Genomic DNA, 11,888 nt, shown 5'->3' with positions numbered 1-11,888 from the left:
CTTCCTCCCCCTGCACCCCCTCCATCCCCCGGGGCCATGCACCAGCCATGGAACAGAGTTTGCGACGATCTTGCTCCATTACAGCTGAGCAGCGCCGAAACTGGGCCAAAATCTGAACCATTTTCAGAAACAGCTTTGCGGCGTCAGGGGATGAAAAAGCGAGGGTGCGTCGGATTTTTTCCAACGCACTCTCGCTCATGTTTGGGGTCAAACTTGGCGGACAAGCCGCCGTTTTTCAGGGGATTAGGTCAGAGTGTTTGGAAGTAAGTCTGACCTGAGTATAGCACACCTTAATCTTGGTACGCAATAGAAAACTGTCAGGTATATGGGCCTATTTTGCAGATGGGTCAAAGGCGTGTTCAAGTGCTTTTTGGAGTGCCTGCACATGGACAAGCCATTCCTGGCGAGTTTTCTCTTGAAGCCACGATTGGTACATCTCATGCTCTGGGTTCTGGACACACCGAACTTCTTTCAGGAGGACGGAAACAGCTTCTTCTGTGACAAGCACCTGCTGAATATGTCGCTCCTGTAAATTTCCAATTGTTTTTATGTACTCGTGGACAATTAACTCGTTTGTGCGATAGTATTCTTCCAGACACTCCGCAATCAGAAGGGCAGCCCGGCTGAAGTATTGCTGCAATCTGCTCCGAATGTAATGGTCTAGTTTCGTTTGTGAGCAGTTATGATTGCGGTATATGATTTCTTCCAGAATGTGCTGACGCAACACCCCTATGGCTTTCCCTGTATCAAAATATGCGAATTGAATCGGCTTGAGCTGTTCCTCTATGAGAAGCCGGAAGCCTACCGGCTCCCGGCTTCTCATACGGCTGGCCTTGCTGTGCAGGTCTGTGACAGTCATTTCTGTACCTTTCCCATGTATTCCTTAAACCTGAAAATAAACACTAAAATGAAAAAGTATGGTACATGACCGGCACCGACTGACACACACGCTCCCACGCTCTCATGTCAGGGGGGAGGCGGTCCAGGGGTGCCGCACACATTTTCTTGTTCGGCAAGGACAGCGCGGGTCAGTTTATTCATACAGTCCACGAACCGCCGGGAAGCCCTGTCACGCTTGCGCCCCCAGAACCGCAGATGAGAACACCGGCCGTCCGCAATCGTGGCAGCGGCCAGCTTGTTGTTTATCCACCCTTGGGTGCGGAGGGGCACGTCCACCTGATACCGCCTCATCAGGCAGAGGACGATGGAGCACACGCTGGAATCATGCCGGCTCCGATAAAACTCTACGGTGTCATTTTGAAGCACGCCGCCCTCCCGGATAGTGCGAATGGCGTCCTGCACCTGCTGTTCGGCCAGCCGGTTGCGTTCTTCACAATACGCTTGGTCCTCCGCAACTGCTTTGGCTCTGCGCTTTTGTTCCCTCTCCCGGCTCTTACCTTGATAAATCGCAGACAGTTCACGGCATTCCAAGAGTTCTCCCAGCATGAGAGCACCGACAAAATCCGGGAAGGTCTCGCCGCCATTTTGTTTAGCAGCGCGGTAGGTGGAAACATGTTTGTCCAGGATTGCCTTGATGTAGTCGGCCTGATGGGCCGGATCGCGCCCAAGTTCCTGTATCTTATCTTCTTCCCGCTTCAAAGCCTCCAGCACCGCTTCATCGCCCCCAGACCAGCGCAGGCCGTCAAAATATTGCTCCCGCTGGTCTTCGTCCCCGTATAGGGCTGTAACTGCGGACGGAAAGCCACAGCGGTCAATCAGATAGAAGTCAGTCGTACGGAGCGAAGCAAGATACCCATGTAACTCCACATAGAGGATATAGTCGTCCCCCTCCCCTTGGGGGTACTGCCGGTCCGGTTTGCCGTCGCGCCTCCAGAGCCGGTAGGTGTCTGTCCCATTGGACACTTCGCGCACCAATATGGCCCGCATCTTCTTTCCGTCTGCATTGAAATTCCCCTGGTAAAAAAGCGGGGTCATCAGTTTTGCGTTTGACATTGTACGATCTCCTTTCATATTTTTGTATCGCACTGACAGCGGTTGTCATTGACTGTTAGCGAAATTGTGTATATAATCATGATAAAGGGGGCGGTTGATATGCCGAACATCAGGCCCGTATCTGACCTGAGAAATCATTTTGCGGAAATCACCCATGAGGTGCAGGCCAGCAAGGAGCCCGTATTCCTGACCAAAAACGGCGTGGGGTCTCTGGTGGTCATGAGCATGGAGGCTTATGAGGACGGCCTGTATGAAAGCCGTGTCTACGATAAGCTGATAGAAGCCGAGCTCCAGGCCGCGCAGACCAAAGAGCGCAGGACCCACACCGAAGTCATGGAGAACGCCCGGCGGCGTCTGGCCCGCTATGGAGATGACGAGGATGTATAAAATCGTCTACCTTCCTTTGGCGGAAGCGGACATTCTGGATGCCGTGGACTATATCGCCGGGAAGCTGGACGCCCCAAAGGCCGCACAGGACTTACTGGATGAACTGGACGATACGGTGGAGCGCATCTCCAAGTACCCATACGCCCACGAGCTGTATCGGACAACCCGGCCCATGCGGGATGAAATCCGCAAGGTGCCGGTGAAAGGGTATGTCCTGTATTACGCGGTGCTGGAGGACACGGTGGAGATCCGGCGCTTTCTCCATGGCCGCAGGGACCGGCAGAACATGGGACTGTAATTTCTGATACATGGTCAGGAACGCCCGCACGGTTGACCCGTGCGGGCGTTCCTGCTTCATCCTGCCAGCCGGTCTGTACTCTCCTGGTCCCCGATGTGGAGCAGGATGTCCAGTTCCGTGAGGCGTGCGGACTTCTCCGCCAGCTCCGCCTCCTGTGGAAACGGCTTCTCCAGTTCTGCCTTTGCCGCCTCGCACTGCTGAAGGGTGTGTTCGATGGCGTCCTGTGTCTCCTGGATGCGCTGGGACAACCTGTCCAGCACATGGTCGATGCGGACAAGGTTCCCCTTGGCGTCCTGCCCAAGTTCTACGCTGTGCTCTGCGGAGCCCTTCAGTATGGCCTTATAGCAGAGTAAGCCGGTACAAAGCAGGACGGTAAAGCCGCGGTACTCAATACCCCCACCGGGACAGTGGACCTGCGGACCGGCAAGATGCTGCCGCACAAGTCATCTGACCTCATCACCCGGCAGACTAACTACAGTCCATCGCTGGATGGCATTGACCTCTGGCTGGATGCACTGGACACATTCTTCTGCGGGGACCAGGAATTGATTGATTATGTGCAAGAAATAGTTGGATTATCGGCTATTGGCAGGGTTTACGTCGAGTTTTTGATCATCGCGTACGGCGAAGGCCGGAACGGCAAGAGCACTTACTGGAACACAATCGCCCAGGTCCTGGGGACCTATTCCGGCAGCCTATCCGCCGAAACTTTGATGACGCAGAAGAATAATAATAATGCCCAGCCCGAAATAGCAGAGCTACGGGGCAAGCGCTTGGTCACCGCGTCTGAGCTGGAAGAGGGCATGAGGCTGCATACCTCCCGGGTCAAACAGCTGTGCTCAACTGACATCATTTACGCGGCCAAAAAGTTCTTGCAGCCGACAGCTTTCAGACCGAGCCACACAATCGTTCTGAGTACGAATCATCTGCCCAAGGTTGGCGCAATCGACACCGGCACATGGCGGCGGTTGCTGGTAATACCTTTCCAGGCGACCATTGAAAATAACTCCGATATCAAGAATTATTCTGAATTTTTATGCGAAAACGCCGGTGAGGCAATTCTTCAATGGATCATCGAGGGCGCCATGCGTGTAATCGCAAAGGACTATCGGCTTCAGACGCCTGCCGTGGTTCAGGCTGCGGTGAAGAAGTACCAGGATGAACAAAACTGGCTGGCACACTTCCTGGAGGAATGTTGCGAAGTGGATGCATCCTACACGGCTCCATCCGGCGAAACATACACCAGATACCGTGAATTTTGCGGCGAATACGGCGAATATGCTCGCAGTACGACGGATTTTTATACAGCACTTGAAACACGCGGATACTATCGCACACGCACCAGGAGCGGGAAGATAGTACACGGTTTCAGACTTTTACCCAAAAGCGATGATAGCAGTATAATCGTGACCGCACCTGACGCTCCAGCACCTGCGGCCGGCTCTGAGCCTGCGGCAACAGCATAACTTTGCCCTGTATAGTAATGTATATATATAAATAAAATTGAAAATAACTGTACGCTCGACGATGCGCACAGAAAAAAATAAAGCTCCTGCAAGTATCTCTGTGGTGATGAGATACCTGCAGGGGCGTACTCTTTTCTTGGACCGTGATCTATTGGCTGTTCGGGGTGTTGTTGCCGTCTTTTGATCGTTTCTGCGGGCGGGCATCTGATACAAGCAGCAGTACCACGATGGCCAGGATGACGACGATGCCCACCGGCGTTCGGATTAGGTTAGCCGCGAGGCCGGCACCGGGGATGTGGCACAGGTACACGCCGGTGATGTCGGCCTCCGTGAGCAGGATGCCGTCATCTACCGGGTTGGCATCCCCTTTGGTCAGAACGCCTTCGTCAAAAATAGCAATGATGCGATGCACAACTTGCATGTGGTCATACGGCCGGTCATAGACGATGATGTCACCCACTTGGAGGCTGTCATAGTCTACATGGGTGTCGATAAGGCACAGGCTGTATGCAGGTATCGTTGGCGCCATTGATCCGGTCGTATTTGGGCAGAGGCGTAAGCCGGACAGCAAAAAAAATCCATAAATGACCAGGAAAACAAGAATGGGAACCGCTGCGGCCCGGAAAAATTTGCAGACTGTCGGCGTGGACTCGGTTATTTGTTCCTTGTCCATATTTTGTCGCCCCCTTTCAATTTTTCATGTTGTTTGTGAACCCTATCATAGTACAGTTGCGAGAGGTCTGCAAGAGTGTTCCCGCTATGATTTGCCATCCTCCCGCCACCGGCGCAACCCTGTATCGAGAAAATACCGCAGGGCGTGAGAGTAGGCCCCCATACCTTGCGCCCGCATAAACACCTCCAACTCCTCTCTCTCCATCGGGGACAGATGGATTGTCACGGTATAGATTTGCCGCTCCTGAGCTTCTTTTGCCGCCCCGGACTGTGGCCAGAACGGCGCAATTCCAAAGCGTTTTGCGTAGGGCAGGAGCCGGTCTGCCCGGATGCCAAGCAGCTTGGCGATGCTGGCTTTGTCCCGGATCACATGAGACGCGGCCAGCTCCCGCATCCGGGTCTCCAGTGTCAACGGGATTTGCTCCTGGGAGAACAGTACCTCCGGCCCCTGCCCCAGCATGACGGTCAGCAGAGCATACTCCTCCGCTGAGTATATCATGTAGTGCCGCAGGCGCAGGGCGTGGGCCTTGGTGATATGGTCGCCAAAGTAATGCTTCACCAGTTCGGCTCCATACTTGTCCGTCAGGGCGGTGTGTAACTTATCAACGTCAAACGCCTGCTTGCGGATGCTGTCCTCATTGAGCAGGCCGGCGTTCTCCATGGCCCGGGCCAGATTGTCGGCCTCCCGGTTTGGGCTGAGGTCGTAGGGCATGGTCAGGTAGGTGCAGAGGGCGTCGGTCAGGGCTGATTCGTAGTCCAGCGCCCCATAGTCCGGCGTTGCCCCATCCTGCCTGTCCAGTGGCAGATACTGTGCCCCCAAGGGCCGGGTGTTAGGGATGGGCTTGTCCAGGAGGCGGCAGCGGTGGCGGGGGCACAGGGGCATGAGCCCGATCTGGTGCTCCCGGTGCCAGTATGGTTCGCCGTAGGTTTGAGTGTCCTCCTGGAGGCAGATGGGGCAGTAGCGCAGGGAGCGGGGCTTGATGTCCCGGGTGGCCCGCAGATACCGGGGCCGCATATCCTCGCCCGCCAGAAAGGCTTCCAGGATGGCGGCTTTTTTCTTCTGGGGCTGAAACCTCATCAGGAATGGGAGCAGGGTGTGTTGCAGGGCAACCTCTTGGGCGGACAGGAAACCTGGCGGAAGCTGTTCCAAAATCTTGTGAATACTTCCGTTTGGGAAAAAGCTGCCCACATCTGCGTCGCGGGCATTGCCGAACAGGGCCTTCATGGTGGCCTGCCAGGACAGGGCGCCGCTGTGGGTATGGTAGCGGGCGATCACGCTGTACCAGAGCTCATCCGGGTAGGGTGTTGGGAAATAATGAAGCATGTAAGAACACTCCCAGCAGTAAAAAATGATGTTGAATTTTACAGCAGATTGAGATATACTGAGCATAAGAAGGGGGCTGAGCACCATGCCGAATATCAAACCCATCTCCGATCTGCGCAACTATACCGAGGTTCTGCACGATGTGGCGGTAGGCGCTCCGGTGTTCCTGACCAAGAATGGCCGGGGCCGGTACGCCATCATGGATATACAGGACTATGAGCGGACCCAGGCCACCATCCGGCTGATGAACGAGCTCGCCAAGGGCCGGAAATCCGGGGAAACCGAAGGCTGGCTGACACCGGAGGACATGAGGGCACATTTCCGTGCGAGGGCTAATGGGGAAAAATAAGATACACTACACGGTAGAGTCCCGGCGGGATTTGGACGAGATATGGGACTACATCGCGTCCGACCTGCAAAACACTTCTGCGGCGGAGCGTATTGTGAACCGCATCATGGACGATGTAGACCAGCTGGAAAACCATGCGGAGCTGGGCGCGTCTCTGTCCTCGATTGCCGATGTGGAGAGCGACTACCGCTTTCTGGTGACAGGCAGCTACCTCACCTTCTACCGGGTACACGGCAGCGACATCTATGTGGACCGTGTGCTCTACGGGCGCCGGGACTATCTGCGCGTCCTCTTTGGCGACGCGAAGGACGAAGCAAACCCGGAGCAGCCGATGTAGGCACTGCCCCAATGATCTGAATAAGCAAACCCGCTTGCAGGGTGACTCGCCCCTTGGACGGCACGGCAACGCTGTGTCAGGAGAGGCAGTTATCCAGGCGCAAGCGGGTTTTCTGTGTCTATCCCGCAGAATATTCAGCCGCCTGTGAACACCTCCAGGAGTCCAGCTTGTTCCAGGGCGGCGGCTGCTGTTTCCGGGTCCTGGCCCGCCGCCGCCAGGGTCAGGATGTCGTGCTTGTCCCGCTTGGCCTTGGGCCGTCCACGGGGCACCGCGTAGAGCCGGCGGACGGGTTCCGGCTCCAGGGCCTCTGCCGTGTCTGCCTCGGTGTCTGTTTCGGCGTCCTCATCCGTATCGCACACGGAGAAGTCGGACAGGTAGGTCCCCTTGGCGTAGGTCTTGGGGACGACGATGTTGAGTGTCTCCACGGCCTTGCGTATCAGCTTGTCGTCCAGCCGTTCGGCTCCCGCCTGGAGAGCCTGCACCTGGGCCTCGCAGAAAACCTTGACGATGTATGCGGGGATGCCGCCGGACAGGTCGTACATCAGATTGATAAGTCCGTCTGTGAAGTGGGCGCGCTCCGGGGTGTACTGATACGGCCACAGGGTGTGCAGAAAGCCGCGGTAGATGCCGTCCGGGCGCATGGGTAGCAGACGCAGGCCCCGGGTCCGGCGCTTCAAGTGCTCCTGGGACAGAAACAGGTCCTCGGCGGACGGGGTGCCCACATAATAGATGCTGGTGCACGCCTCGTTGGACAGTTCCACAAGGAACTTGATGAGGGCCTTGCTCTGTTTGTTGCGGGACGCGGTGAGGATGGCGTTCTGAATTTCATCAATCACAATGAGGCCCACATGATGGGTCAGACAGAGTATCTTGACCCTTGTAGCCAGTACGGAGGCGCTGGGCAGGCGGGCCACACGCTGGTTCAGGTCGCTGTAACTGCTTCCAATGGCCCGGTCGATGGCCTCGATGATGTTCAGGGCCAGGGTCTTGACGGAGCAGTCACCGGGGCATTCTACCATGAGCCATGTGACCTGGTTGCAGAAGAGCTTGCTGTCTCCATACTGGCTGTGCCGGATGACCTGTGGGATCTGGCGCAGACACCGGCGGATGGTGGAGGACTTGCCGATACCCGGTACACCGAGGATGGAGCCGCTGTCCGTGGAGGTGGCCACGGGGAGCTGCGCCAGGGCCGCGCCGTCGCCCTGGTGGATGGCGTGTACCCGGCGGATGCTGTCGATGGTGGCGCTGGCGGTGTAGGTGCTCTCCATGGCGCAGAACAGGGTGCTGTAAACCACGGCCATATAGTCCAGAGGGATGAACACGGAGGAGAGGGCGTTGAGACCCCGCCGGCGGTCCGAAGGTTTGAGTTGGGCGGCGTCCGGCGGCGGGGGCGAACAGGCAAGGCGGCGGAACAGGGCCTCTTTGGATAGCATCTCCGGCATGGCCTCCAGGAACGGGTTGGGCTGTGCGCCGCTGAGCTGATTGGGTGTGTAGACGGCATCCACCGCCGGCAAGTCTGGATATTTCACTGGTGTTTCCTCCTCTCCTGGGTCCGGTGGGCCTTGATGTCCGCGCCGGTCTGACGCCGGTCCGCCTCCGGTCTGGCCTCGTCCCGGATGGCGGTCAGCTTCTGGATCAGCTCCACCCGGCCCTCGTCCTCCAGCTTCTGAAAGTCCCGCTTGTGCCGCCGGTCCGCCCTCCAGTACAGCTCGCTCTCCGCCCTGGCTGCGCCGTCATAGGCGGCATACTGCGGGGCGAGGCGGAAGGGGATATAGGCGCCGTCCAGCACCAGATAGATTTCCCTCACGCTCTGCCCGTCGTAGGCGATAGACACCTTCTGTCCGATCTGCCGCTGGCCCTCCTCCGAGGCCAGGAAACCTCCGTTGATGTAGAGAAGGTGGTCGTGGCTGATGCCTTTGCGGGTCAGTTTGCAGGTCTTTCGGGGCAGGCTCATGTAGTAGACCTCCTGGGGATTCAGTTCCAGCAGGGCGGACTTGCCCGCGGCGGCGTAATACTGCCACAGGCCGGCGGCGGTGGGGGCGACGCCCTGCTGGAACATCTCCGGGGACATCTGGAGACTGTCCAGCACCCGGCGGCCGTTAAGGTAGAGGATGCAGTGGATAAGGATTTGCGTAAACTGGGTCAGGTCGAGGGAAGCCTGAGCACGGTAGTCCACCGCCCACCGCTCCTGTGCGTCCGCCTCGATAACACCCCGGCCCCGCAGGATGGGCTTGTACCGGCCCTGCATCAGATCGAACATCTTTTCCACAAGTCCCTTTCGGTCGGGACGGAACGGGGGCAGGGCCTCGCAGGTGACGCCGTAGCGGAGGCACAGTTCCTTCATACGGCCGCCCAGGAAGTCCCGGCCCTGGTCTGTGATGACCTCAGACGGGAGCCCTTTGCTGGGCCAGTCGGCAGCGTCGATGTCGATGCCGTAGCCCCGGCAGTATTCCATCTTGTCCATGGCGGCGTTGGCAAGGCAGGCCATGACGGCTTCCTCGCCCGCCTCATAGCCCACATAGAGCCCCGCAATCAGTTGGGTGGCGGTGTCCACGGCCAGGTAGACATAGGGGCGGCCCACGACCTTGGTGCGGTCCAGGCGGGAAACAAGGTAGATGTCCGCTGTGGTGGCATCCATCTGATAGGCCCCGATGTGATCTTTCCATGCCATGGCGGACCCGGTGAGGGGGCGGGCGGTTCTCTGGTAGTTGGTGAGGCCGTCCCGGGCGATGGTCCGCTCACTGCGGCGGTGGTATGCCTGGTCGTAGAAGTAGTGACGGAAGGCCGGCCATGTGGGGCGCTTGTCTGCCAGATGGCCGTCCGGGTCGGTAAAGAATTGATGGAGCATGAGGTCGTAGGTGTCCCGCAGGGTGGGCCGCTTGGCAGAGTAGTAGAAGGTCTGGATGGCGCGCTTGTAGTAGTTCTCGTACTCCGGCGGACGGCGCTCCCGGGACTTGTGTTTCATCACGGCCCCGGTGGCGATGTATTGATAGTAGAGCCGCAGGACGCGCCGGCTGGTGGTGCCGTGCTCCTGCGCCGCCTCTGCCGCAAGCTGGCGGCGAATGGCAGGGTCGCTGACGCAGTCCCCGTTGTCAAGCAGGGGCTGAATCAATGCCATGCGCACCTGCTCCGCGGCCGTCTGCGGCGCTTCCCCCTGCTCTGCGGTGCAGGGCTCCGGGGCAGGTGCGCGGGGGTAGGCGTCCAGTTCCCGCTGGTCCACGAAGCGGGGCGGCCCCGGAGCGTCACAGGAGACGAGCCATGCGCCTTGTGGCTCTGCCTTCAGGATGCGGAACTGTTCACCGTTGATGTCAAGGTACATCGCTTTTACACTCCGTTTCTTCTGGATTTGGTTTGATGTAAAGTGGGATGCAGGGGTGCTCCCGTCCACAAAAATGGGACAAGGAAGCAAAAAGTGGACACCCGGAACCCGTTGCGGCACAATGGCTTACGGTGTTTCTGCCTGCTTTTCCACTTTTTTATAAAAAAGAAATAAAGAAATATAACAAGTATAAATAAGATGTTTTTTGAAGAGAAAAGCGTAAAAGTAGACAAGGGTGCAGACATAGCACGAAACCACGCCTGCCGTCTTAGTTCAAGCCTCGTTTCTTTTGTATTAACAGAGGCATGGTGGGGCAAGGCTTGGCCGCAAGGTGCGGGCGGCAGGGCCTGGGAATACAGGGTCCATGCGGCAGGACGCGAAATGGCCTTCCGCTCCCCCATCTTCCTGTATTAGCAGGGGGGGAGCGGCGTCACGGACGAGGATCACCAGGTGTCCCGCCGGGGAATAAACTCGACCTCCATCCAATCCGGGATAGGGTCGCTGGGCTCTCCGCCAAAACTGTTTCCCTGTTTCGTGTAGATGTCCGGCCGGCGGTCTGCCCTGGGGTCTATATCGACATACAACCTGCCCTCATCACATTCATAGACAGGGCGGCTCCAGCTGTCACGGCCCACAAGCCGAAGCCGCAGTTTGGGCGGCCTGACTCCCCAGCGTGCCGGTTCCTTTGCAATAGCCCAGGCGGACAAGGGTGTCTTGGGGGCGCCCGGCATATCTTCGAGGGCCTCCGTCATGCCACACTCGTCACATATATAGACATTGAGCCGGCGGCTCAGGGCGTTTCGCACGGGATCGCTTTCCATTACAGAACGGCCACATCGTGGACAGGGATAGTCCTCATCCCACTGCTTCTCGGCAAAACGTGCTATGAGCACCTTGGCCGCTTCTTCACTCATGTACTCTTTCATATCAACATCAACCTTTCTTTGTATTTAGTCGTTCATGACAGGGTGACGGGCGGGGGCCTCTGCGCCGATGCATCGGTAAACTTGGTCGGCCCCATTCCCTCTGTATTCCCAGGCCGTCAGGAAGCGTGGGTCACACCACCCTCCCGGAACAGGGCGACGCGCCAGTCTGATACGCCTACGGCCTCCCAGTACCGGCGGGACAACTCCAGCTGTTCCAGCACGGTTGCCTTGGTCAACTCGTCCTCCCGCACTACCTCCCGGACAGCCTGGGTCCCGTCCGTGTGGTGGATCAGAAAATCCGTTTTCCATTCCTGCTTCATATAGGCGGCACGGATGCCTACGGGGTTCACATGTTGGAACCGCTCCGTGTCGAGACAGCAGTTCTCCTCGTAGTTCTCCACCCGGTCATCCGCCTCCAGCCTCTTGGCGTACTCCTGCTCCGCATAGCTGTTGACGCAGATGATGCGCCCGCACTTTCCGCTGTGAAACCGGATTTCCCGTTGCTTCTTCGAGGCCCGCTTCACGATAAATCACCCCCCTCTGTTTTTTGGATGAAATTCAGACTTACTTCCGATTTTTTCTGTATCTCCGTATTTAATCTGAAAAAATAGAGGTGTTTTGGAAGGGACTGGGAATTTTCGAGGTGTTTTTTTCAATTAAATCCCCATTTAATCTGAAAAAATGGGGGTATTTCTGGAAACACTTGGAATTTTGAGGCCATTTTTTCAAATTAAATCCCTTAAATCCGAAAAATCAGAGAATTATTTTGAAACACTATGTTCCCCTCCATTTTATTTTCGTCATCTGTCCCATAATTTTGTCACTTCCATCCACACCCCCTTCCTCCCCCTGCACCC

The 11,888-nt window shown here is 57.2% G+C and carries 14 protein-coding genes; 5 read left to right on the top strand and 9 right to left on the bottom strand.

The features are described from left to right. Positions 1–331 precede the first annotated feature (331 nt). Both B5E56_RS14070 and B5E56_RS14065 read right to left on the bottom strand, forming a co-directional pair. A complete protein-coding gene (locus B5E56_RS14070) occupies positions 332–859 on the bottom strand; it encodes a hypothetical protein (protein ID WP_087391320.1) in 528 nt (175 codons plus the stop codon). Between the two features lie 107 nt (positions 860–966). After that, positions 967–1,953 carry a hypothetical protein gene (locus B5E56_RS14065; RefSeq protein WP_087391317.1) on the bottom strand — a complete coding sequence of 329 codons (987 nt, stop codon included), beginning with the start codon at positions 1,951–1,953 and terminating at the stop codon, positions 967–969. A 99-nt stretch (positions 1,954–2,052) separates the two neighbouring features. Between B5E56_RS14065 and B5E56_RS14060 the strand changes: the two genes are divergently transcribed. Together B5E56_RS14060 and B5E56_RS14055 are read left to right on the top strand one after the other, a co-directional pair. Further along, entirely contained in the window at positions 2,053–2,340 is a 288-nt protein-coding gene (locus B5E56_RS14060; RefSeq protein WP_087189560.1) for a type II toxin-antitoxin system Phd/YefM family antitoxin, read from the top strand. Beyond that, positions 2,333–2,638, top strand: a complete 306-nt coding sequence (locus B5E56_RS14055) for a type II toxin-antitoxin system RelE/ParE family toxin (protein WP_158098743.1) — start codon at positions 2,333–2,335, stop codon at positions 2,636–2,638. Before B5E56_RS14060 ends, B5E56_RS14055 begins: the two co-directional genes overlap by 8 nt. A 56-nt stretch (positions 2,639–2,694) precedes the next feature. Here B5E56_RS14055 and B5E56_RS14050 read toward each other — a convergent pair whose 3' ends face one another. Beyond that, positions 2,695–3,078, bottom strand: coding sequence for a hypothetical protein (locus tag B5E56_RS14050; protein ID WP_087391309.1), 384 nt, complete (start codon positions 3,076–3,078; stop codon positions 2,695–2,697). Between B5E56_RS14050 and B5E56_RS14045 the strand changes: the two genes are divergently transcribed. Beyond that, positions 3,046–4,104, top strand: a complete 1,059-nt coding sequence (locus B5E56_RS14045) for a DNA primase family protein (protein ID WP_087391306.1) — start codon at positions 3,046–3,048, stop codon at positions 4,102–4,104. The two genes, B5E56_RS14050 and B5E56_RS14045, sit on opposite strands and share 33 nt — an antisense overlap. 148 nt (positions 4,105–4,252) lie before the next feature. Here the strand turns inward: B5E56_RS14045 and B5E56_RS14040 are convergent, their stop codons facing one another. Further along, entirely contained in the window at positions 4,253–4,777 is a 525-nt protein-coding gene (locus tag B5E56_RS14040; RefSeq protein ID WP_087391304.1) for a signal peptidase I, read from the bottom strand. 84 nt (positions 4,778–4,861) lie between these two features. Continuing rightward, positions 4,862–6,100, bottom strand: coding sequence for a TniQ family protein (locus B5E56_RS14035; RefSeq protein WP_158098742.1), 1,239 nt, complete (start codon positions 6,098–6,100; stop codon positions 4,862–4,864). 85 nt (positions 6,101–6,185) lie between these two features. On the opposite strand from B5E56_RS14035, the gene B5E56_RS14030 reads away from it, so the two are divergent. Beyond that, positions 6,186–6,449 carry a type II toxin-antitoxin system prevent-host-death family antitoxin gene (locus B5E56_RS14030; RefSeq protein WP_087272293.1) on the top strand — a complete coding sequence of 88 codons (264 nt, stop codon included), beginning with the start codon at positions 6,186–6,188 and terminating at the stop codon, positions 6,447–6,449. Next, positions 6,436–6,786 carry a type II toxin-antitoxin system RelE/ParE family toxin gene (locus B5E56_RS14025; RefSeq protein ID WP_087272296.1) on the top strand — a complete coding sequence of 117 codons (351 nt, stop codon included), beginning with the start codon at positions 6,436–6,438 and terminating at the stop codon, positions 6,784–6,786. The genes B5E56_RS14030 and B5E56_RS14025 overlap by 14 nt, the downstream gene beginning before the upstream one ends. 134 nt (positions 6,787–6,920) lie before the next feature. Here B5E56_RS14025 and B5E56_RS14020 read toward each other — a convergent pair whose 3' ends face one another. The 4 genes from B5E56_RS14020 to B5E56_RS14005 all read right to left on the bottom strand — a co-directional run bounded on the left by B5E56_RS14020 (position 6,921) and on the right by B5E56_RS14005 (position 11,555). Then, the gene (locus B5E56_RS14020) at positions 6,921–8,315 is read right to left on the bottom strand and encodes an ATP-binding protein (RefSeq protein WP_087391297.1); all 1,395 of its coding nucleotides are present in this window, start codon (positions 8,313–8,315) and stop codon (positions 6,921–6,923) included. Continuing rightward, entirely contained in the window at positions 8,312–10,105 is a 1,794-nt protein-coding gene (locus B5E56_RS14015) for a Mu transposase C-terminal domain-containing protein (RefSeq protein ID WP_087391294.1), read from the bottom strand. The genes B5E56_RS14020 and B5E56_RS14015 overlap by 4 nt, the downstream gene beginning before the upstream one ends. Positions 10,106–10,548: 443 nt before the next feature. After that, positions 10,549–11,031, bottom strand: a complete 483-nt coding sequence (locus B5E56_RS14010) for a hypothetical protein (protein ID WP_087391291.1) — start codon at positions 11,029–11,031, stop codon at positions 10,549–10,551. Positions 11,032–11,147: 116 nt separating this feature from the next. Next, on the bottom strand, positions 11,148–11,555 hold the full coding sequence (locus B5E56_RS14005; RefSeq protein ID WP_087391288.1) for a hypothetical protein: 408 nt from the start codon (positions 11,553–11,555) through the stop codon (positions 11,148–11,150). Positions 11,556–11,888: the final 333 nt, after the last annotated feature.

This window comes from Flavonifractor sp. An112 (assembly GCF_002161085.1).
In the GTDB taxonomy this organism is placed as follows: Bacteria; Bacillota; Clostridia; order Oscillospirales; family Oscillospiraceae; genus Flavonifractor; species Flavonifractor avicola.
The sequence above is the reverse complement of the archived record's forward strand: the minus strand, read 5'-3'. Positions and strand labels throughout refer to the sequence as shown.

What these genes read in the sequence shown, in the direction of transcription:
- B5E56_RS14070 (WP_087391320.1), bottom strand. Translation starts at nt 859, where the DNA reads ATGACTGTCACAGACCTGCACAGCAAGGCCAGCCGTATGAGAAGCCGG.
- B5E56_RS14065 (WP_087391317.1), bottom strand. Translation starts at nt 1,953, where the DNA reads ATGTCAAACGCAAAACTGATGACCCCGCTTTTTTACCAGGGGAATTTC.
- B5E56_RS14060 (WP_087189560.1), top strand. Translation starts at nt 2,053, where the DNA reads ATGCCGAACATCAGGCCCGTATCTGACCTGAGAAATCATTTTGCGGAA.
- B5E56_RS14055 (WP_158098743.1), top strand. Translation starts at nt 2,333, where the DNA reads ATGTATAAAATCGTCTACCTTCCTTTGGCGGAAGCGGACATTCTGGAT.
- B5E56_RS14040 (WP_087391304.1), bottom strand. Translation starts at nt 4,777, where the DNA reads ATGGACAAGGAACAAATAACCGAGTCCACGCCGACAGTCTGCAAATTT.
- B5E56_RS14035 (WP_158098742.1), bottom strand. Translation starts at nt 6,100, where the DNA reads ATGCTTCATTATTTCCCAACACCCTACCCGGATGAGCTCTGGTACAGC.
- B5E56_RS14030 (WP_087272293.1), top strand. Translation starts at nt 6,186, where the DNA reads ATGCCGAATATCAAACCCATCTCCGATCTGCGCAACTATACCGAGGTT.
- B5E56_RS14025 (WP_087272296.1), top strand. Translation starts at nt 6,436, where the DNA reads ATGGGGAAAAATAAGATACACTACACGGTAGAGTCCCGGCGGGATTTG.
- B5E56_RS14015 (WP_087391294.1), bottom strand. Translation starts at nt 10,105, where the DNA reads ATGTACCTTGACATCAACGGTGAACAGTTCCGCATCCTGAAGGCAGAG.
- B5E56_RS14010 (WP_087391291.1), bottom strand. Translation starts at nt 11,031, where the DNA reads ATGAAAGAGTACATGAGTGAAGAAGCGGCCAAGGTGCTCATAGCACGT.